Origin of the sequence: Streptomyces sp. H39-C1 (assembly GCF_027158125.1) — a bacterium.
GTDB lineage: Bacteria > Actinomycetota > Actinomycetes > Streptomycetales > Streptomycetaceae > Actinacidiphila > Actinacidiphila fildesensis.
Genome location: NZ_JAPVLS010000021.1, coordinates 14,719 through 33,906 on the forward strand (window position 1 = coordinate 14,719; position 19,188 = coordinate 33,906).

Annotated in this window: 18 protein-coding genes; 11 read left to right on the plus strand and 7 right to left on the minus strand. The window is 72.1% G+C overall.

The window, feature by feature from the left end:
• Nucleotides 1-87: 87 nt before the first annotated feature.
• The 3 genes from O3W51_RS16200 to O3W51_RS16210 all read left to right on the plus strand — a co-directional run bounded on the left by O3W51_RS16200 (nt 88) and on the right by O3W51_RS16210 (nt 3,215).
• Nucleotides 88-453, plus strand: coding sequence for a nuclear transport factor 2 family protein (locus O3W51_RS16200; protein WP_269286342.1), 366 nt, complete (start codon nt 88-90; stop codon nt 451-453).
• An 85-nt stretch (nt 454-538) separates the two neighbouring features.
• Nucleotides 539-1,999, plus strand: coding sequence for an MFS transporter (locus O3W51_RS16205; RefSeq protein WP_269286345.1), 1,461 nt, complete (start codon nt 539-541; stop codon nt 1,997-1,999).
• 85 nt (nt 2,000-2,084) lie between these two features.
• Complete coding sequence (locus O3W51_RS16210) at nt 2,085-3,215, plus strand: oxidoreductase (RefSeq protein WP_443048290.1); 1,131 nt, start codon at nt 2,085-2,087, stop codon at nt 3,213-3,215.
• 61 nt (nt 3,216-3,276) lie between these two features.
• Here the strand turns inward: O3W51_RS16210 and O3W51_RS16215 are convergent, their stop codons facing one another.
• The 4 genes from O3W51_RS16215 to O3W51_RS16230 form a co-directional block, all read right to left on the minus strand.
• The gene (locus O3W51_RS16215; RefSeq protein WP_232485095.1) at nt 3,277-4,146 is read right to left on the minus strand and encodes a hypothetical protein; all 870 of its coding nucleotides are present in this window, start codon (nt 4,144-4,146) and stop codon (nt 3,277-3,279) included.
• The gene (locus O3W51_RS16220) at nt 4,146-5,420 is read right to left on the minus strand and encodes a VWA domain-containing protein (protein WP_269286350.1); all 1,275 of its coding nucleotides are present in this window, start codon (nt 5,418-5,420) and stop codon (nt 4,146-4,148) included. Before O3W51_RS16220 ends, O3W51_RS16215 begins: the two co-directional genes overlap by 1 nt.
• 74 nt (nt 5,421-5,494) lie before the next feature.
• Nucleotides 5,495-5,950, minus strand: coding sequence for a GNAT family N-acetyltransferase (locus O3W51_RS16225; RefSeq protein WP_269286351.1), 456 nt, complete (start codon nt 5,948-5,950; stop codon nt 5,495-5,497).
• 29 nt (nt 5,951-5,979) lie between these two features.
• A complete protein-coding gene (locus O3W51_RS16230; protein WP_269286352.1) occupies nt 5,980-7,494 on the minus strand; it encodes a fatty acyl-CoA synthetase in 1,515 nt (504 codons plus the stop codon).
• Nucleotides 7,495-7,652: 158 nt separating this feature from the next.
• On the opposite strand from O3W51_RS16230, the gene paaK reads away from it, so the two are divergent.
• Nucleotides 7,653-8,987, plus strand: coding sequence for a phenylacetate--CoA ligase PaaK (gene paaK, locus O3W51_RS16235; protein ID WP_269286353.1), 1,335 nt, complete (start codon nt 7,653-7,655; stop codon nt 8,985-8,987).
• A 40-nt stretch (nt 8,988-9,027) separates the two neighbouring features.
• Complete coding sequence (locus O3W51_RS16240) at nt 9,028-9,477, plus strand: hypothetical protein (protein WP_138358419.1); 450 nt, start codon at nt 9,028-9,030, stop codon at nt 9,475-9,477.
• A gap of 336 nt (nt 9,478-9,813) precedes the next feature.
• Here the strand turns inward: O3W51_RS16240 and O3W51_RS16245 are convergent, their stop codons facing one another.
• Both O3W51_RS16245 and O3W51_RS16250 read right to left on the minus strand, forming a co-directional pair.
• On the minus strand, nt 9,814-10,254 hold the full coding sequence (locus O3W51_RS16245; protein ID WP_138358417.1) for a nitroreductase family deazaflavin-dependent oxidoreductase: 441 nt from the start codon (nt 10,252-10,254) through the stop codon (nt 9,814-9,816).
• Nucleotides 10,255-10,533: 279 nt separating this feature from the next.
• Nucleotides 10,534-11,487: a quinone oxidoreductase family protein gene (locus O3W51_RS16250; protein WP_198357493.1), complete on the minus strand. Its 954-nt coding sequence runs from the start codon at nt 11,485-11,487 to the stop codon at nt 10,534-10,536.
• Nucleotides 11,488-11,716: 229 nt separating this feature from the next.
• Between O3W51_RS16250 and O3W51_RS16255 the strand changes: the two genes are divergently transcribed.
• Nucleotides 11,717-12,805: a hypothetical protein gene (locus O3W51_RS16255; RefSeq protein WP_269286354.1), complete on the plus strand. Its 1,089-nt coding sequence runs from the start codon at nt 11,717-11,719 to the stop codon at nt 12,803-12,805.
• 58 nt (nt 12,806-12,863) lie between these two features.
• Here O3W51_RS16255 and O3W51_RS16260 read toward each other — a convergent pair whose 3' ends face one another.
• Nucleotides 12,864-14,024 carry a citrate synthase/methylcitrate synthase gene (locus O3W51_RS16260; RefSeq protein WP_269286355.1) on the minus strand — a complete coding sequence of 387 codons (1,161 nt, stop codon included), beginning with the start codon at nt 14,022-14,024 and terminating at the stop codon, nt 12,864-12,866.
• 100 nt (nt 14,025-14,124) lie between these two features.
• Between O3W51_RS16260 and O3W51_RS16265 the strand changes: the two genes are divergently transcribed.
• The 5 genes from O3W51_RS16265 (at nt 14,125) to O3W51_RS16285 (ending at nt 19,186) form a co-directional block, all read left to right on the plus strand.
• Entirely contained in the window at nt 14,125-15,426 is a 1,302-nt protein-coding gene (locus O3W51_RS16265) for a citrate/2-methylcitrate synthase (protein ID WP_269286356.1), read from the plus strand.
• Nucleotides 15,427-15,769: 343 nt separating this feature from the next.
• Nucleotides 15,770-16,234 carry a hypothetical protein gene (locus O3W51_RS16270; RefSeq protein WP_269286357.1) on the plus strand — a complete coding sequence of 155 codons (465 nt, stop codon included), beginning with the start codon at nt 15,770-15,772 and terminating at the stop codon, nt 16,232-16,234.
• Entirely contained in the window at nt 16,132-17,256 is a 1,125-nt protein-coding gene (locus O3W51_RS16275) for a radical SAM/SPASM domain-containing protein (RefSeq protein ID WP_269286358.1), read from the plus strand. Before O3W51_RS16270 ends, O3W51_RS16275 begins: the two co-directional genes overlap by 103 nt.
• The gene (locus O3W51_RS16280) at nt 17,253-18,449 is read left to right on the plus strand and encodes an MFS transporter (RefSeq protein ID WP_198357490.1); all 1,197 of its coding nucleotides are present in this window, start codon (nt 17,253-17,255) and stop codon (nt 18,447-18,449) included. The genes O3W51_RS16275 and O3W51_RS16280 overlap by 4 nt, the downstream gene beginning before the upstream one ends.
• Nucleotides 18,446-19,186, plus strand: coding sequence for an SDR family NAD(P)-dependent oxidoreductase (locus tag O3W51_RS16285; RefSeq protein ID WP_138358403.1), 741 nt, complete (start codon nt 18,446-18,448; stop codon nt 19,184-19,186). Before O3W51_RS16280 ends, O3W51_RS16285 begins: the two co-directional genes overlap by 4 nt.
• Nucleotides 19,187-19,188: the final 2 nt, after the last annotated feature.

Sequence of the window (19,188 nt, forward strand, 5' to 3'; positions counted from 1 at the left end):
CTCCGTAACGTCTTGACCTGCAGGAACGCAGCACAGCAACAACACGACAGCGCACGCCGCGCACCAACCCGCAGGGAGACCCCGGACATGAGCGACACCCAATACCTCGTCGAGCGCTACCTCGCCACCTGGAACGAGACCGACCCCGTTGCCCGCCGCTCGGCGATCGACGAACTGTGGGCCGACGACGCCGAGTACACCGACCCGCTGGTGGTCGCCGAGGGGCGTGACGCGATCGACGCGACCATCGGCGCCGTGCAGGCCCAGTTCCCCGGACTGGTGTTCACCCTGGGCGGGCCCGTCGACGCCCATCACAACATCGCCCGCTTCACCTGGGAACTGGGCCCGGCCGGCGGCGAGTCGCTGGTGATCGGGTTCGACGTCGCGGTGCTGACCGGGGACGGCCGGCTGCGCAGCGTCCTCGGCTTCCTCGACAAGGTTCCGGCGGCCTGAGCAACCGCCCCGGGGGCGGGCCCGTCCGGCCCGCCCCCGCCGCAGCCCTACGCCCCGTCGCCCAATCGTCCACAGGAGTTCCGCCATGGCATCGCCCCTCACCGACGAACGCACCATCCCCTCCGCCGCCGACCGTCAGCGGCCGCCCGCCCGCCGGCCGGGGCTGGGCCTGCTGGTTCTCCTGATCGCGACCTTCATGACCGCCCTCGACTTCTTCATCGTCAATGTCGCGATCCCGTCCATGCAGGTGGACCTGCACGCCGGCACCGCGTCGATCCAGTGGGTGGTCGCCGGCTTCGGACTCGCCCTGGCCACCGGGCTGATCACCGCCGGAAGGCTGGGTGACATGTTCGGCCGCAGACGGATCTTCGCCGTCGGGCTGGCGCTGTTCACCCTGACCTCCGTGGCCTGCGGCATCGCCCCGACCGCCGGAATACTCGTGGCCTCCCGCGTCCTGCAGGGCCTGGCGGCCGCGCTGATGGGCCCGCAGGTGCTCTCCATCATCCAGACCGACTACGCCGGAAAGGCCCAGGCCCGCGCGTTCAGCATGTACGGGCTGACCATGGGTATCGGCGCGGTGTTCGGCCAGCTGATCGGCGGCCTGCTCATCAAGGCGGACTTCTTCGGACTCGACTGGCGCACCTGCTTCCTCATCAACCTGCCGGTCGGCGCCGTGACACTGCTGCTCGTCCCGCGCGCCCTGACCGAGTCCCGCGCCCCGCAGCGCCCCCGCCTCGACGTGACCGGTGTCGCTTTGTCGACCCTTGCCGTCGTCGCCCTCGTACTGCCGCTGATCCAGGGCCGCGAGCAGGGCTGGCCGCTGTGGACCTGGCTGTGCCTGGCGCTGTCCGCCCTGCTGTTCGCGGAGTTCGCCGTGCACCAGCACCGCCTGGGCCGCCGCGGCGCCGACCCGCTGGTCGACACCGCGCTGTTCCGGGAGCGGACGTTCACCGTCGGCGTCCTCGCCCAGCTGGTGTTCTGGATCGGCCAGGCGTCGTTCTTCCTGGTGCTCGCCCTCTATCTGCAGCAGGGCCGCGGTCTGGACGCACTCGCCTCCGGAGTGGTCTTCACCGCGATCGGCGCCGGCTACATGATCACGTCGACCACCGCCCACCACCTGTCCGCACGGCTCGGCCGGCACACCATCTCGGTCGGCGCCCTCGGCATGGTCCTCGGCCTGGCACTCCTCTGGGAGGCCTCGCACCGCATCGGCACCACCGGCGGCATCGGCTGGCTGGTCCCCGGGCTGTTCTTCGACGGACTGGGGATGGGCATGGTCATCGCACCGCTCACCACCACCGTGCTCCGGGGCGTCACGCCCCAGCTGGTCGGCTCCGCCTCCGGCGCCGTGGCCACCATCCAGCAGATCGGCGGAGCGCTGGGCGTCGCGCTGATCGGCATCATCTTCTACGACGCGGTCGGCAGCGGACAGCCGGAGTCCTTCCCGCACGCCTTCGGTCTCGGTCTCGGCTTCCTCATCGCCGTCGAAGTCGCCCTCGCCGCACTCGTCCTGCTGCTGCCCCGCAAGGCGGCCACCACGGGATGAATCCACCCGGTCAGCATCCGCCGACCCCCTCGGTGCCGTCTGGACGGCATCGAGGGGGTCGGCTACGTTCCGCGGCATGAGTGCCATGGGGATACTGAGACGTACGGTGACGATCGGGTTGTGCGGGGCGGCACTGGTCGCGGTGGCCGCGCTTCCCGCGCAGGCCGGCCCGGAGCCGGGCGGCACGAAGCCGGCCGCGCCACAGGCGAACGGGGCGAAGGTGAGCCTGCCGAAGCTCGGCTGGGAGCTCAAGGCGACCGGGACGACGTCCCGGTTCCGCGGCCTGTCGGCGGTGAACAGCAGGACCGCCTGGGCGGCGGGCTCCGCCGGCACCGTCCTGCGGACCACCGACGGCGGCGCCAGCTGGGGCAATGTGTCCCCGCCGGGTGCTGCGGAGTTGGAGTTCCGCGACATCGAGGCGTTCGACGCGCGGCACGCGGTGGCCCTGGCGATCGGCGAGGGCGACGCCTCCCGCGTCTACCGGACGCAGGACGGCGGCGCCAGCTGGACCGAGACCTTCCGCAACCCCGACCCGAAGGCGTTCTACGACTGTCTGACGTTCTTCGACGCGAAGAACGGACTGGCCGTCAGCGACCCGGTGGACGGCAAGTACCGGATCCTGTCCACGGGTGACGGCGGCCGCAGCTGGCGGGTGCTGCCCTCCGACGGCATGCCCGCCGCGCAGGACGGCGAGGCCTCCTTCGCGGCGAGCGGCCAGTGCCTGGTCACGTCGGGCAGCCGTGACGTGTGGCTGGCCACCGGCGGCGGCGCGGCCTCCCGCGTGCTGCACTCCGGCGACCGGGGTCTGACGTGGACGGCGGCGCCGACCGTGATCCCGGCCGGTGACCCCGCCAAGGGCGTCTTCGCCCTCGCCTTCCGTGACGCCCGGCACGGCCTGGCCGTCGGCGGCGCCTACCGCGCCGACCAGGCCTCGCCCAGCGCCGGAGCGGTCAGCCGGGACGGCGGCGCCACCTGGACGGTGTCCGCGACGCCACCGCAGGCGTACCGCTCGGGTGTCGCGTGGCTCCCCTATCCGGGCTTCGCCGCGATCGCGGTCGGGCCCACCGGCAGCGATCTGTCCCTCAACTCGGGGCGCGGCTGGCGGCAGTTCGACTCCGGGTCCTTCGACACGGTCGACTGTGCCCCCGACCTCAGCTGCTGGGCGTCGGGCGAGAAGGGCCGGATCGCCCGTCTCACCCTGACCCTGTCGCCCTGACTGTCTCGCCCTGACGGTGGGGAGAAGGCGGTCCGACCTCCGACCGCCTTCTCCCGGCCGTTCAGTGCCTCGAGTACGCCTCGGCGTCCCGTGAACCGCTGGGCGGCCCCGCGTACCCCTGGGACGGCACCCGGGCCGAGGACCGGCGCGGTCCCCTGGTGAGGGTGTAGCCGCCGATCGCGGCGAGCGCGCCGAGCACACCTCCGCCCGCGGTCCACAGCCAGCGGTCGGACCACCAGCCGGAAGTCCACCCGCCCTCCGGGGCGGCGAGCGCGTCCGGCTGCGTCGCGGGGGTCAGCGGGACGGCCAGCTCGCCGCCCTCGGAGTGCGCTCCCCCGGCGTCCTTCGTCGTCGCGAGCACCTCCGCCTTGAACGGCTGCCCGAGATCGTCGGCGGGCAGATCGATGACGGTCAGCCGTACGTAGTACGCGCCCGGCAGCGGGTCGTTGGACCTGGTGTCGGCGATCGGCCGCACCGTGCGTAGGGTGCAGGTGAGGGTGACGGACGGACCCGAGTCCGGGCTCTTCACCGTCCGGTCGCCCGAGACGCACGGCTGGCGGCGGCGGAGACCGTCGTAGACGTCGATCTGCCAGGTCTGCGCACCGTGCCGGTTGGCCTGGTCGGGCAGTGTCACCGTCGCCTTGGCGGTGGCGGTCTGCCCCGCGGCGGCCGGGAACATCCAGTACAGGTAGTCGCCGGTCGAGGCGGCGGCCGTGGCGGCCTGTCCCTGCCGGATCGCGGTGGCGGTACGGAAGGCGGTGCCGGCCTCGGTGGGCGCGGCCTCCTCCTCGGTGCCGGAGCTCCCGCTGGGGCTCGCTGCGGGGTCCGTGCTCGGACTCGCGCCGGGGGTGTCGGCCAGCGCGGTCGCGGCGGGCCCGAGCAGGGCCGCCCCGGTGAGCAGTGCGGCGGTCACCAGACGTGTCGTACGCATCAGTTGCTCCTCCATACGGCGACGCGCCAGCGGGTCAGCCAGCCCCAGATCAGTCCGGCGAACAGTCCCGTGACCGCCAGGACGCCGAGCAGCACCCAGCCGCGGCCCAGGCCGAACGCGGCGACATCACCGGCTTCGTCGGGGGCGTCGACCAGGTCGAGCGTCAGCTCGACGGGCAGGCCCGGGGTGCGCTTGACGGCGTCCGGCGCCGAGAAGGAGTTGCTGACCTCCAGGCACACGGTGTGTGGCGGCGGGGCGTCGTCCGAGTCGGTGTCCTTCTCCGGGTAGACGTAGCGCAGTCCGGAGGACATCACATCGGTCCGGCCGCTGCCGGCGTCCGAGCCGCGGACCAGTTCCTGGCCCTCACCGCTCACCGCGCGCAGCAGTACGCCGTAGTCCGCGTTCACCGCCCGGTCGGCGCCGACGCTGACCGTGGCCCGCAGTTCCTGGCCGTCGGTCACCGCGACCTTGTAGTAGCGGTGCTGCCCGAACTCCTCGCGGTCGGTGTACACGCCCGGGGTGATGCCGGCCGCGTTCCCGCACTGTGCCGATCCCTGGACCGCCTTCGGAACGACCGGCGGAGTCTGCGCCGAGCGCCGTACCAGCTGCTTGATGCGCGAAGAGAGCTGGTCGGTGTGCTGGACGGAGGTGTACGTGCCGCCGGTGGCCTCGGCGATGCAGCTCAGCTGCTTGCGGATCTTGTCGTTCGCCACCAGGCCGAGGGTGTCCACCACCAGGTGGGTGCCCTGCGCGGCGAGTTCACGGGCGACGTCGCAGGGGTCCGGCTGGCCGCAGGAGTCCTCGCCGTCGGTGATGAGCACGATCCTGCGGGTGGCGTCACCGCCCGCCAGGTCCTGGGCTGCGCCGCGCAGCGCCAGCCCGATGGGGGTCCAGCCGGTGGGGCGCAGCGTCGCGACGGCCGCTTTCGCCTCGGTCCTGTTGACCGGGCCCACGGGGTACAGTTGCTTGCTGTCCTGGCAGCCGGTCTTCATGTCCTTGCCGGGATAGGTGGCCCCCAACGTCCTTATGCCGAGCCGGACATCGTCCGGCACCGCGTCCAGCACGTCGTTGAACGCCTGCTGCGCCGCGGACATCCGCGACTTCCCGTCCACGTCCCGCGCGCTCATCGACCCGCTGACGTCCAGGACCAGGTCGATCTTGGGTGGTTCCTGCGCTGTGGGCTCGTCCGCGGCGGCGGACGCCGGGAACAGTCCGGCGGCGAGAGTTGCGGCAAGGCCGCACAGGCCGGCCGCCAGCCGTCTTTTGGTGATCATCCGGGGAGCTTAGTGACCGCCAACTCCACGGGGAAATCCGGGACCTTGAGCGGCCGTACGCCCGGCCGCGGAACCTACAGGGCGAGCTTGAAACCGTCGTGGCTGCGGACGAAGCCGAGCGAGTCGTAGAAGCGGTGCGCGTCGGTGCGCCGCTTGTTGCTGGTGAGCTGGACCAGGGCGCAGCCGCGGCCGCGGGCGCGTTCGACGGCGTGGGTGAGCAGTGCGCGGCCCAGTCCGGCGCCGCGCCGGTCGGACCGCACCCGGACGCCTTCGATGAGCGCCCGTTCCGCGCCGCGCCGGCCGAGACCGGGGATGTAGGTGAGCTGGAGGCAGCCGAGCACCGTGCCGGCGCCGTCGTCCAGCACGACGATTTCGTTGCGCGCGTCGCTGTCCACCGCGTCGAAGGCGCGGCTGTAGGCCTCGTCGACCGCGGCCGCGTCCTGGGCGGGCACCGGCTGGTCGACCGTGTCCTCGGAGAGCAGGGCGATGAGGGCGGGCAGGTCGTCGCGGGTGGCGGTGCGGAAGATCATGCGCCGATCCTCTCATCGCGCGCCGGGCGTCAGGCGGTCCCGGCGTCCGGTGCGAAGCGGTCGCGCAGCTCGCGTTTGAGGATCTTGCCGCTCGCGTTGCGCGGCAGTTCGTCGACGAGCAGCACCCGCTTGGGCGCCTTGAAGTGGACGAGCTGTCCGCGGGCGTACTCCAGCAGTTCGTCCTCGGTGACGTCGCCGCGCGCCACGACCACCGCGGTGACGGCCTCGATCCAGCGTTCGTCGGGCAGTCCCACGACGGCGACCTCGGCGACCGCCGGATGCCCGTAGAGCGCGTCCTCGACCTGCCGGGAAGCGACCAGCACGCCGCCGGAGTTGATGACGTCCTTCACCCGGTCGACGACGGTGAGATAGCCCTCGGCGTCGCGCACGGCGAGGTCGCCGGAGTGGAACCAGCCGTCGCGGAAGGCCTCCGCCGTCTCCTGGGGCTTGTCCCAGTAGCCCTCGCAGAGCTGCGGTGAGCGGTAGACGACCTCGCCCGGTGTGCCGTCCGGTACGTCCTGGCCGGCCTCGTCGACCACCCGGGCCTCGACGAACAGCACCGGACGGCCGCAGGAGTCCATCCGGCCCTCGTGCTCGTCCGGGCCGAGGACGGTGGCGAGCGGGCCGATCTCGCTCTGCCCGAAGCAGTTGTAGAAGGCGAGGTGCGGCAGCCGGGCGCGCAGCCGTTCCAGAACCGGAACGGGCATGATCGAGGCACCGTAGAAGGCCTTGCGCAGTCCGCTCAGGTCGCGCTCGGCGAACTGCGGGTGGTTGGCGAGGGCGATCCATACGGTGGGCGGCGCGAAGAGACTGTCCGCCCGGCCCTCCTCGACGAGGTCGAAGACCGTCTGCGGATCCGGTCCCGCGATGATCGTGTTCTCCGCGCCGACCATCAGGTACGGCAGCAGGAAGACATGCATCTGCGCCGAGTGGTAGAGCGGCAGCGAGTGCACCGGCCGGTCGCCCTCCCGCAGGCCGAGCGCGGTGACGGCGCTGACGTACTCGTGGACGAGCGCGCGGTGCGTCATCATCGCGCCCTTGGGCAGCGCGGTGGTCCCTGAGGTGTAGAGCAGCTGCGCGAGATCCTCGGCCCCGGCCTCCGCCGCACCGGTCGCCGGCCCGGCGGCGGGCAGCCGGGCGAGCAGCGACGTGTCGTCGTCCCGGAGCGCCAGGACAGGGACGCCGGCGGGGAGCCGGTCGCGCAGCTGCGGGTCGCTGAGCACCAGCACGCTGCCGGACTGCCCGAGCTGGTAGGCGAGGTCCTCGCCCTCCAGATGGTGGTTGACGGGCACGTGCACCAGGCCGGCGCGCGCACAGCCGAGGAAGCCGATCAGATAGGCGTCGGAGTTGTGCCCGTAGGCCGCGACCCGTTCGCCCGGCCGCAGCCCGCGCTCCAGGAGGACGGCCGCCGCCGCGGACACCGCCTCGTCGAGTTCCCGATAGGTCCACGTCCGGTCCCCGAACCGCACCGCCACCCGGTCGGGTACCCGCCGGGCGCTGCGCCGCAACACCCCGTCGACCGTATTGCTGTGCACCGCGACCATGACGCCTCCCCGCTGCCGGACCTGCCCCGGGCCACCTTCGGACGGCACGGGTGCCCGGGTCAAGCACTACCGCACGGTGCGCCGGTCGGGCCGCACGGAAGTCTGTGGATCATCGCGCGTCTCTTGACCTGCGATGCGGATCCTGATTACTTGAGCCCGTGACGACAGTACCGAACGATCGGTCGGGAGCGGGCGGCGCCCTCCTCGACGCCGGTGAGCAGCTGAGCGGCGCGGAGCTGCGGGATCTTCAGCTGCGGCGATTGCGGGCCACCCTGCGGCACGCGTACGACAACGTCGCCTTCTACCGGAACTCGTTCGACGCGGCCGGGGTGTCGCCGGAGGACTGCCGCACTCTCGAGGATCTCGCCCGGTTCCCCTTCACCACCAAGGCCGATCTGCGCGACAACTACCCGTTCGGCATGTTCGCCGTGCCCGAGGCGGACATCCGGCGGATTCACGCGTCCAGCGGCACCACCGGCGCCCCGACCGTCGTGGGCTACACGCGCAACGACCTGGACATGTGGGCGGACATGGTCGCCCGGTCGATCCGCGCGGCGGGCGGGCGGCCCGGACAGAGGATCCATATCGCCTACGGGTACGGCCTGTTCACCGGCGGCCTCGGCGCCCACTACGGTGCCGAGCGGCTGGGCTGTACGGTCATCCCGGCCTCGGGCGGTATGACGGCGCGCCAGGTCCGGATCATCCAGGACTTCAAGCCCGACATCATCATGGTCACCCCCTCGTACATGCTCACGCTGCTGGACGAGTTCCAGCGGCAGGGCATCGACCCGCGCTCGACGTCCCTGCGGACCGGCATCTTCGGGGCCGAGCCGTGGACCGAGGAGATGCGGCGGGAGATCGAGCAGCGGATGGACATCGACGCGGTCGACATCTACGGGCTCAGCGAGGTCATCGGCCCCGGGGTGGCGCAGGAGTGCGTCGAGACCAAGGACGGGCTGCACATCTGGGAGGACCACTTCTTCCCCGAGGTCGTCGACCCGCTCACCGACCAGGTGATGGCGCAGGGCGAGAGCGGAGAGCTGGTCTTCACCTCCCTCACCAAGGAGGCGATGCCGGTCATCCGCTACCGCACCCGCGATCTGACCCGGCTGCTGCCCGGCACGGCGCGGCGCCCCTTCCGCCGGATGGAGAAGGTGACCGGCCGCTGCGACGACATGATCATCCTGCGCGGGGTGAACCTCTTCCCCACCGCGATCGAGGAAATCGTGCTCCGCACCCCCGGCGTGGCACCGCACTTCCAGCTGCGGCTCACCCGCGAGGGCCGTCTCGACCGGCTCACCGTACGCGCCGAGGCACGCCCGGGCGCGAGCCCCGAGCAGCGGACCGCGGCGGCGGCCGCCATCGCGCAGGGAGTCAAGGACGGAGTGGGCGTGACGGTGGAGGTGGCCGTCGTCGATCCGGAGACCCTGGAACGCTCGGTCGGAAAGATCAAGCGCGTCATCGACGAACGGGAGCCACGGCCGAGCGCGTAGCCGCCGCCCGCCACCGCCCGGGCCGCGGCGGAGCCCGCCGGTGCATGAAGCACCGGAGCGGAACATGCGCGGCCGCCCGGGATTTCACTCCATCGGTTATGCCTTCATCGAGCTGTCCTACGACTCGGCGGACCGGCCGATCCTCGGCGGCCGCTACATCATCGACGTCGCCGCCCAGGACGCCGCCCCGCAGACGGACGCCTTCTGGGTCGGCCGCTGGCAGATGGACCACGACGGCTGGCGCGGCACCCTGGACATCACCTCGGCCGTTCCCTTCGCGGTTTCGTACACGGCGGCGGACGGCCAGGGGCTCGCCGTCGACGGCGGTCCTGACCCCGGTCTGCCGCACGTCCTGCGCATCAGCATCCCGTTCTCGCCCGACAACATCCAGCAGTTCCAACTGTTCGCGCACACCTGGGAGAAGGACGTCTTCTCCGGGCTCACCCAGTGGGGTCCATGCAACTTCGGAGTACAGGGCAACCGCGGCTGACAGCCGTACGTCCGCCACCGCGCAGACGGCCGGGCGGCAGCGACGGCGGTAGTAGCCGTAGGCCAAGGCCAGCACCAGGGGCTCCCACAGGGTCAGCAGACCGTGTTGGTTGACATGCCATCAGTGTTTCGTCGGCCTCACCTGCCGGGGATCGACCTGCGGGCTGACGTCGCTACCCGCCCGGTTGAAGGCCGCGGGGCCGAAGATCCTCCGCACGTCGCACGACCGGCCGGGCACTCGGCCGCCGGGCCCGCCTACGAGACCCCGCCTCCGGGGGCGGCGAAGGAGCGGCGGCGCAGACCATCAGCGCCTCCGCCTCCCCCGGCCGATGTCACATCAGACCCGGCGCAGCCGCACGACGGGGATGTCCCGTTCGGTCTTCTGCTGGTAGTCCGCGTACGGGCCGTAGACGTCGACCAGGTGGGGCCAGACGCGGGCCTTCTCGTCGGGCGACAGGGTCTCGGCGGTGGCGGCGAACCGCTCGGTGTCCACGCGGAGATGGACCTCGGCGTTGTCCTGCAGGCTCAGGTACCAGAGCGGGTGGTTGTCGTCGCCGCCCTTCGAGGCGACGATCAGGTAGTCGGCGCCGTCCCGGCCGTAGATGAGCACCGTCCGGTGCCACTTGCCGCTGCGCCGGCCCAGGTAGTCCAGGAGCAGGCAGGGCGAGCCGTTCATGTCGGTACCCTTGGTGCCACCGGACTCCTCGTAGGTCCGCGCCTGCGTGGCCACCCACTCCGTCGGGCTGATCTGTACTTCCTTCTCGTTGTACGCCGTCACGCCACTGCCTCCAGGTCGTTCTCGGATGTGATCTCCACCCTAGGCCGCTCGGGGCGGAACAAAGGGATCAAAACCGGCCGGGAATCAGGGATTCCGTTCCGCGCTTCACGGCGCGTCGGCTCACAGGCCCAACGCTCCCCAGACCGGGAACCGGCGGGAGAGATGTACTCCGTTGTCCATGGTGCATCTTGGACAACGAACACGACGGGCCACGGGTTTCCGGATCAGCGGGTCATTCGGCGCCGGCCGGCCCTGCGGGCAGTTGCCGCCGGCGGCGGCTCAGCGCGTCACGTCCAGGATCAGCTTGCCGTGGGTGCGCCGCGCGCGGATGTCCTCGTGGGCGCGGGCGGCGTCGGCGAGCGGGTAGACGCCGCCGACCTGGGGCTTGAGGCGTCCGTCGGCCGTCATCGCCAGGAGCTCGGCCATCGGCTCGCGGTACATGCCGGGGCGGCCGAGGCAGTGCATCAGCCAGAAGCCGACGACCGCGCGGGAGCGGCCCATCAACTGGGCGGCCTGGACCGGCGTCGGGGGGACGCGGGAGGCCATGCCGTACGTCACCAGCCGGCCGAAGGGCGCGAGGGCGGCGAGTGACGCGTCGAAGACCGGACCGCCGGTCATCTCCAGGACGATGTCGACCTTCTTGCCGTCGTTGGCCTCGACGAGCCGGTCCTTCATCCCCTCGGCGTCGGCGTCGACCGCGATGTCGGCGCCCAGTTCCAGCGCGAGGTCCCGCTTCTCCTTGGTGGAGGCGGTGGCGATGACCCGGCCCGCGCCGAAGGACTTGGCGAGCTGCACGGCCAGCGACCCGGTGCCGCCCGCGGCCGCGTGCACCACGACGCTCTCGCCCGCGGCGATCCGCGCGGAGGTGCGCAGCAGGTGCCAGGCGGTGAGCCCCTGGACGATGAGGGCGAGGGCCTGGCCGTCGCTGACGCCTTCGGGGACGTCGTGCGCCAGGTACTCGCGGACGGCGGCGATCTCCGCGTACCCGCCGTTGTCGGCGAGGGCGACGACGCGGCGGCCGTCGGAGGTGCGGCCGACGACCTCGGCGCCGGGGACCATCGGCAGGGTGGAGCGCGAGAGGTAGCTGTCCTCGACGGTGTGGGTGTCGGCGAAGTTGATCCCCGCGGACGACACCTCCACGAGCAGGTGTCCCGGCTGTGCCTCGGGCGCCGGCAGTTCCACCTGCCGCAGTACCTCGGGTCCGCCGAACTCCGTGATCTGGATCGCGCGCAACGCGACTCCTTCCGCTGTTCCTCGTCGTTCCTGGTCGTTCCCGGTCCGTCATGGGCCGTGTTCCCGCAGGTTTCACGGTAGAGCGTGCGCGGCGCCAGGGGAATGGGTGACCGACCAGTCGGTATGTGATCTGTGCCGCGCGTGCCCCGGCCGGTTCCGGTGCGGCCGCGCTTACGCTTTCCCGCGAAGCGAGTCGATCTTCCGGCCCGCTCCGACCTGGAAGGACACCGTGTTGCGCGCACTGCTGGGCGTTGTGGGTACCGCCATCGTGCTCGGCATCTACTCCTCCGTGCTGCGGACGCTGGTGATACCGCGGGCGAGCCGTTCGGGATTCACCCAGATCGTCCAACGGCTGGTGCACGCGCCCTTCCAACTGGTGGCGGACCGCTGCGACAGCATCGAGAGCAAGGACCGGGTGCTCGCGCCCGCAGCCCCGCTGGCGATCGTGATCACGCTGATGAGCTGGCTGGCGTGCTTCATGGGCGGCTACGCCCTGCTGGAGGCCGCGGTCAGCGGGCTCGGCCCCCAGACGTCGCTGTTCGAGGCCGGCTCCTCGCTGTTCACCCTCGGCTTCGCCAGCAGCAGCCGCCCGACGCTGACGGCCATCGACTTCTGCGCGGCGGCCACCGGCCCGATCGTCATCGGTCTGCAGATCGGCTATCTGCCGACGCTCTACGGGGCGTACGCGCGCCGCGAGACCGAGGTGACGATGCTGCAGGCCCGCGCCGGGAGCCCGCCGTGGGGGCCGGAGATCCTGGCGCGGTACGCCCAGGTGGAGCTGCTGGACAGCCTCACCGAGCTGTTCCGCAACTGGGAGCGGTGGGCGGCCGAGGTGAGCGAGAGCCATACGACCTACCCGGTGCTCATCATGTTCCGCTCGCCCCGGGCCACCCGGAACTGGCTGATCAGCCTGCTGTCGGTGATGGACGCGGCCGCCCTGCGGCTGGCGCTCAACCCCTCCCGGCCGCAGGCCGAGGTGCGGATGGCGCTGCGCGGCGGCTTCGTCTGCCTGCGCGACATCGCCGACATGCGCGGTGTCGCGTACAACCACGATCCGCTGCCGGACGACCCGTTGATCCTGGAGTACGCGGAGTACCTGCGCGGCGTGCAGCGCATGGCGGACCAGGGCTATCCGATGGAGCGCACCCCGCAGGAGGCCTGGCCGCACTTCAGGGGGTGGCGGGTGAACTACGAGGCGCTGGCCTACCGGCTGGCGCGGGACATCGATGCCGTTCCGGCTCCGTGGTCGGGTCCGCGCCGCACCTCGGTGACCATCCGCAATCCGGTGACGCCGGTGGACCGCCGGCCCGTCGGCTGACCCGCCGCACGGGCCGCCCGGGCCGCCACCGGCGCCCGGCCGGACCGCGGTTCGCCGGTCAGATCGCCGGAACCGGCTGCGGCGGCGGGGGCCCGGTGTAGCGCGCCGCCGGACGGATGATCTTGCTGTCCTCGGCCTGCTCCAGGATGTTGGCGCACCAGCCGACGACCCGGGCCGAGGCGAAGGTCGGGGTGAACATCTCGCGGGGCAGCCCGCACAGCTCCATGACCACGCCCGCGTAGAACTCGACGTTGGTGTGCAGTTCCCGGCCGGGCTTCAGCTCGGCGAGGATCGCCTCGACGCGCTCCTCGACCTGGACGGCGAAGTCCACCAGCGGCCCGCCGAAGCCCCGGGCGATCTCCTTCAGCATCCGCGAGCGCGGGTCCTCCGTGCGGTAGACCGGGTGCCCGAAGCCCATGATCCGGTCGCCCGCCAGAACGCGTTCGCGGATCCACGGGTCGATGCGCTCGGGTGTCCCGATGGCGTCCAGGGTGTCCAGCGCGCGGCTCGGCGCGCCGCCGTGCAGCGGCCCGGAGAGCGCGCCGATCGCGCCGACCAGACAGGCGGCCAGGTCCGCGCCGGTGGAGGTGATGACCCGGGCGGTGAAGGTGGACGCGTTGAAGCCGTGGTCGATCGTGGAGATCAGATACCGCTCGATCGCCCGGGCCCGGGCGGGCTCGGGCTCCTGCCCGGTCAGCATGTACAGGTAGTTGGCCGCGTACGGCAGGTCCGCGCGCGGTTCGACGGGGGCCAGTCCCTGGCCGAGCCGGTGCAGCGCGGTCAGCAGCGTCGGCACGAGGGCGCTCGCCGCGAGCGCGTCCGCGCGGCGGCGGTCGGCGTCGATGTCGTACAGCGGCCGGAAGCCGGCCGAGGCGCCGGCCAGCGACAGGGCGGTGCGCAGTCCGGCGAGGGGTCCGGCGAGCGCGCACGAGCGGGCTATGGCGGGCAGGGCGTCCCGGACGTCGGCGGGCAGCCGGCGCAGCTCGGCGGTCCGCGCGGTGAAGGCGGCGCGCCCCGCCGCGTCGGGCAGCGTGCCGTAGAACATCAGATGCCAGACGTCCTCGAAGGTGCGGGTCTCCGCCAGTTCCACGGCCGAGTACTGGCGATAGTGATAGAAGCCCTCAAGGCCCCGGACGTCGCCGAGCGCGGTGTCGGTGACGACCACTCCCTTCAGTCCGCGGGGTACATCGATCGGGGCGTTCCGCTCGGTGGTGGGCATGGCTTTCCTCCCTGGATGTTGATTCGACTGTCTATGATTGATTCAATGCTTGTCAATGTTGATTGAATCAATATGGACACGACTGGATACGGTGTGGCTCATGACGGACGACACGGGCGGCGGAACGAGCGGGAGCGGAAAGCGGCTGAGTACCCGGGAGACCGCCGGCCGGCTCGGGGTGAAGTCCGAGACGGTCTACGCGTACGTCAGCCGCGGGCTGCTCACCAGCCGGCGCGCGCCCGGCGGGCGCGGCAGCACCTTCGACCCCGAGGAGGTGGACGCGCTCGCCCGCCGGTCGGGACGCGGACGGCCGGGCGGCGACGGTATGGCGGCGGACCGGGCCGCCGGCTCCTCCGGTGGCGACGGCCCGTGGGACCTGACCGCCAGGACCGGCATCACCCTCATCGACACCGACCGCTACTACTTCCGGGGCGTCGACGCCTGCGCCCTCGCCGCCCGTTACGGCTACGAGGAGACCGCCGCGTGGCTGTGGACCGGTGAACTGACGCCGGGCATCCGCTTCACCGCGCCGCCCGAGAGCCTCGCCGCCGCGCGCCGGGCCGTGGAGGCGCTGCCCGCCCACAGCGGGCTGGTGGACCGGCTTCGGGCGGTGACGATCGCGGCGGCCGTCACCGATCCGCTGCGGTTCGACCTGTCGGCGCCCACCGTGCTGGCCGCCGCCCCCGCCCTCATCGCCACCCTGGTCAGCGCCCTGCCCGTACGGGAGGCCGACGCGGCGGACGGACCGGAGAGCGCGCTGGCCGAGCGGCTCTGGCCCCGGCTCACCCGGCACCCCGCCGACCAGGCGTCGGTGCGGGTGCTCGACGCCGCGCTCACCCTGCTCATCGACCACGACCTGGCCGCCTCCACCCTCGCCGCCCGGGTCGCGGCCTCCGCGCGCGCCCACCCGTACGCCGTCGTCTCCGCCGGCCTCGGCGCGGTCGACGGACCGCTCCACGGCGCCGCCAGCGGCCTCGCGCACCGGCTGCTGACCGAGGTGCTGGAACGCGGCAGCGCGGCGGCGGTCGTCGCCGACCACCTGCGCGAAGGGCGCCGGATCCCGGGGCTCGGCCACCGCCTGTACCCGGGCGAGGACCCGCGTGCCCGGATGCTGTTCGGTCTCCTCGAGGACCTGCCGCAGGCGGCCCCCGCACTCACCGCCGCCCGCGAAGTGGTGGAGACGACCGCGCGGTACACCCCGCTGCACGCCAACGTCGATCTCGCGCTCGCCGTGCTGTCGGTCTCGGCCGGCATGCCCGCGGAGGCGGGTGAGGCGGTCTTCGCGGTGGCCCGCACCGCCGGCTGGATCGCCCACGCGCTGGAGGAGTACCAGGAGCGCCCGCTGCGACTGCGTCCCAGTGGCCACTACACCGGACCCACGCCGCCCCAGCCGCTGCCGTGACCCACCTGCACGTCCAGCACCTCCCGACCCCGGCTCGAGAGCCGTTCGCCACCTTCCCTTCACCTACCCGTCCCACGGATCGAGGAGGAGGTGAATCTCATGTCGGAGAAGAAGATGTCGTCCCCCTCCAGCAAGCCGGAAGAGCTGGAGGAGTCGGAGCAGAACGAGGAGTCGGTGGAGTCCTCCTGGGTGGCCACCTGAGCAGCGGCACAACGAGGGGCGTGCCCGTACGCCATGGGCGGGCACGCCCGCGCCGCACCCCTTCCGGCACCGGCCGGAGGTGGCAGCGCGGCACCACGCAGAGCGAGCGGAAGCCGGACGGTAGGGAAGGGAAGGCCGCCACATGCCGATCGACCTGGCGCCGGACACCCGGATCGGGGTCTCCGACCATCTCCAGCTCGAAGCCGGCGACGGCGTAGCCACGGGGAAGACACTGGTGGTCGCGCCCGGCACCGGTGGCTGGACGGTCACCGAGGACGCCGGCGCACTGGCCCTGCTCGCACATCTCGACGCGAACGGCCCCGCCTCCCTCAGCGACCTGTATGCGCTGGGTGACCCGATCGCCCGCGTCACCCACGACACCGTCCGCGAGCTCTTCGACCGGGGCCTGCTGGAGCTGGACCAGCGGGTGCGCGGCACCTCCGCCACGCGCCCTACCCCTGGCCTGGAACTGATCTCCCGAAGGCCGCTCACAACAGCTATCCGGTGCTGGGCATCTTCCATGTGCACAACTGGTGCAATCTGGCGTGCACCTACTGCTACACCATCGAGGAGGGCATCCCCCGGGAGCAGCTCTCCGCCGAGGTGATGTGCAAGGCCGTCGACGAACTCGTCGAGATGCCCACCCGGTTCACCAGTTTCGAGTTCCACGGCGGCGAACCCACCATGGCCATGCCGGCCATCCGCGAGGTCACCGCGCACGCCCAGCGGGTCTACGCCCGCGCGGGGAAGAAGGTCTGGTTCTCCATCCAGACCAATGCCTACAACCTGTCCCCGCAGGTGTGCCGGTTCCTGGCCGACAACGACTTCTCGGTCCGGGTCTCGCTGGACGGCACTCCCGGGACGCACGACGAGTTCCGGGTGGACCACGCGGGCAAGGGCTCGTACCGGGGTGTGGTGCGCGGGATCCGCAGGCTCCAGGAGCTGGGGATCGCGGTGCACGCGGTGTGTGTCGTGCACGCCGGCACCGCGGACCGCATCGTCGAGATGTACGACTCGATGGCCGCGCTGGACGTCGCCAGCGTACGGTTCCTGCCGGTGTTCACCACCGGGAAGGCCGGCCTCGAACAGTGGCTCACCGGCGACCGGTACCTGGCCGCGTACCTCGGCGTCGTCCGGCATGTGGCCCGCCTCGGGCGGTCCGGCGCCCCCAGCGTCCCGCTGGCCAACCTCACCGCGGGCGAGCTGGGTTCGCTGCGCTCCTTCAAGCGCGAGTACATGTGCATGCGCAACCCGTGCGGCGCCGGGGTCAACATGATCACCGTCGACACCAACGGCGACCTCTACCCGTGCGAGGAGATGGTCGGCAAGCCGGAGTTCGTCATCGGGAACCTGCGCAGCGAGACGATCCGCGACGTCCTCGACACCAGCCCCGTGGTGCGGCAGCTCCGCGATCGGCATGTCGAGGAGATCGACGAGTGCGCGAAGTGCACCTGGAAGCAGATGTGCCACGGCGGCTGCGTGCACAAGAGCTACACGCACTTCAAGCGGCTCGACCGTGAGTCGGAGCACTGCTCGTACTACAAGGGCGTCTACCGGGAGCTGATCTGGCTCGATGTGAAGGAGCCCGGCAGCTGGGAGGCGCTGAGCCCGTCCGGAGCGCGCCGGTGAACCGCCCCTGGCCCGCCGCGTACGGACGCCTGCTGGGCGCGCGGCTGTTGCTGCGCAGCTACTTCTTCCTCCCCTACATCGTGCTGTACGCCCGCCAGGTCGGGGTGTCGCTGGGCACTCTCCTCGTCATCGAGGCCGTCTTCGCGCTGCTGATCGTGCTGGTGGACCTGCCGGCCGGGCTGCTCGCCGACCGGATCGGTCCGCGCCAGGCGCTGGCCATCGGGGCCGGCATGGAGGGCGCCGCCGCGCTGCTGCTGGGCTGCTGGCCGCACGCGCTGGTCTTCTGGCTGGTGCAGCCGCTGTTCGCGGCGGCCACCGCGCTCACCCAGGGCAGTGACGCGGGCCTGGCCGGCGCCCTGCTGCGGCGGGCCGGACGCGACGCGGAATTCGAGTCCGGGGAGCGGCTGTTCCAGGCCGGGGCGCTGGGCTGGAACGCGGTGGTCTTCGCCGCCGCCAGCGCGTTCTCGCTGATCTCCCTGCGGGCCACCTTCGTGGCGAGCGGCATCGTGCTCTGCCTGACCGTCGGCCTGGTCCTGACGGTCCCCGACGTACGCGGCGCCGCCCCGGACGGCGAACGTCCCGGTCTGGCGGCCCAGTTGACCGGCGTCGTGCGCGCCGTGCGCGAGGCGGCCGGGCTGCGCTGGGACCTGACGGCGATGGTGCTGACCGGGACGGCCTTCTCGATCCTGCTGTATCTGATGCCCGTGTACGTGGTGGCCGCCGGGATCGACGAGCGGCTGGTCGGCCTGGTCGCCGCCGCCGTGGCACTGGGGGCCGCTCTGCTGCTGCACCTGGCACCCGGCGGGCTCGGCACCGGCACGGTGGTACTGGCCGCCGTCGCCGCGTCCGCCGCCCTGGCCTCGACATCCGTCACCCTCGTCCTGGCCGGGATCCTCGTCGTGCAGTGCGCCCAGGGGCGGCTGCTGCCTTCGTACCGGGCCCTGGTGCTGCGGGATCTCGCGGACCGCGGCGACGCCACCGCGATGAGCGTGGTCACCACGGCGTCGAGCCTGGGATTCGCCGTCCTGGCCCCGTTCCTCGGCATTCTCGTCGCCCGGCTGCAACCGGACGGGCTGGCGCTGGTCTGCGCGCTGCTCTTCTCCTGCGCCGGGGCGACGCTGGTGATCCGGTCCGGAGCCGCACGGAGCCGACGGGCCCCCGCACCGGCCGGGGAGAAGGAGGGCGCCGTATGACCGGGCCGGATCTCTGGTTGCTGGCCGGCCGCCGGGTGGTGCTCACCGGCGCCGCGGGAGCGGTGGGCCGGGAAGCTGCCGCCGCCTTCTCCGCCGCGGGCGCCGCGGTCGTCGGCATCGACCGCAACGAGGAACCGCTGCGCGAGATGCGCAAGGCCGGGATCCTCGCCGACCACCTCTGCGGCGACCTGTGCGACCAGGCCGTCCAGGACGCGGCCGCCGACTGCTGCGATGCCGATGTGCTGGTCAACAACGTCGGCGCGGGCGACGCCCGGCCGCTGGCCGACACCGACGACGAACTGATCGACCGGATGCTCGACATCAACCTCAAGACGGCCGCGGGGCTGTGCCGCCGCTTCGCGCCGCGGATGGCCGCCCGTGGCCGGGGAAAGATCATCAACGTCTCCTCGGTCCTGGCCCTGCACCCCGTCCCCACCGTCCCGGCCTACGCGGCGGCCAAGGCCGCCCTGATCGGCTTCACGCGCAGCGCCGCACTCGAATACGCGGCGTCCGGCGTGCAGATCAACGTGCTCGCCCCCGGCTACCTCGAAGGCCCCAAGAACGCCGCCTACTTCGCCTCCGCGGCGGGCCGGCGCTTCCAGGAGCGCTTCATGCCGGACGGCAAAGTCGGCCCCGCCGACGCGCTCAACGGACCGCTGCTCTTCCTCGCCTCCGCCATGTCCGACCACGTCACCGGCCACGTACTCGTCGTGGACGGCGGCTACAGCATCTGGTGAGT

Excerpts from the sequence above, each read along its gene's own strand:
- O3W51_RS16200 (WP_269286342.1), top strand. The coding sequence starts at position 88 with ATGAGCGACACCCAATACCTCGTCGAGCGCTACCTCGCCACCTGGAAC.
- O3W51_RS16205 (WP_269286345.1), top strand. The coding sequence starts at position 539 with ATGGCATCGCCCCTCACCGACGAACGCACCATCCCCTCCGCCGCCGAC.
- O3W51_RS16210 (WP_443048290.1), top strand. The coding sequence starts at position 2,085 with ATGGGGATACTGAGACGTACGGTGACGATCGGGTTGTGCGGGGCGGCA.
- O3W51_RS16215 (WP_232485095.1), bottom strand. The coding sequence starts at position 4,146 with ATGCGTACGACACGTCTGGTGACCGCCGCACTGCTCACCGGGGCGGCC.
- O3W51_RS16220 (WP_269286350.1), bottom strand. The coding sequence starts at position 5,420 with ATGATCACCAAAAGACGGCTGGCGGCCGGCCTGTGCGGCCTTGCCGCA.
- O3W51_RS16225 (WP_269286351.1), bottom strand. The coding sequence starts at position 5,950 with ATGATCTTCCGCACCGCCACCCGCGACGACCTGCCCGCCCTCATCGCC.
- O3W51_RS16230 (WP_269286352.1), bottom strand. The coding sequence starts at position 7,494 with ATGGTCGCGGTGCACAGCAATACGGTCGACGGGGTGTTGCGGCGCAGC.
- O3W51_RS16260 (WP_269286355.1), bottom strand. The coding sequence starts at position 14,024 with ATGCCCACCACCGAGCGGAACGCCCCGATCGATGTACCCCGCGGACTG.
- O3W51_RS16265 (WP_269286356.1), top strand. The coding sequence starts at position 14,125 with ATGACGGACGACACGGGCGGCGGAACGAGCGGGAGCGGAAAGCGGCTG.
- O3W51_RS16270 (WP_269286357.1), top strand. The coding sequence starts at position 15,770 with ATGCCGATCGACCTGGCGCCGGACACCCGGATCGGGGTCTCCGACCAT.
- O3W51_RS16285 (WP_138358403.1), top strand. The coding sequence starts at position 18,446 with ATGACCGGGCCGGATCTCTGGTTGCTGGCCGGCCGCCGGGTGGTGCTC.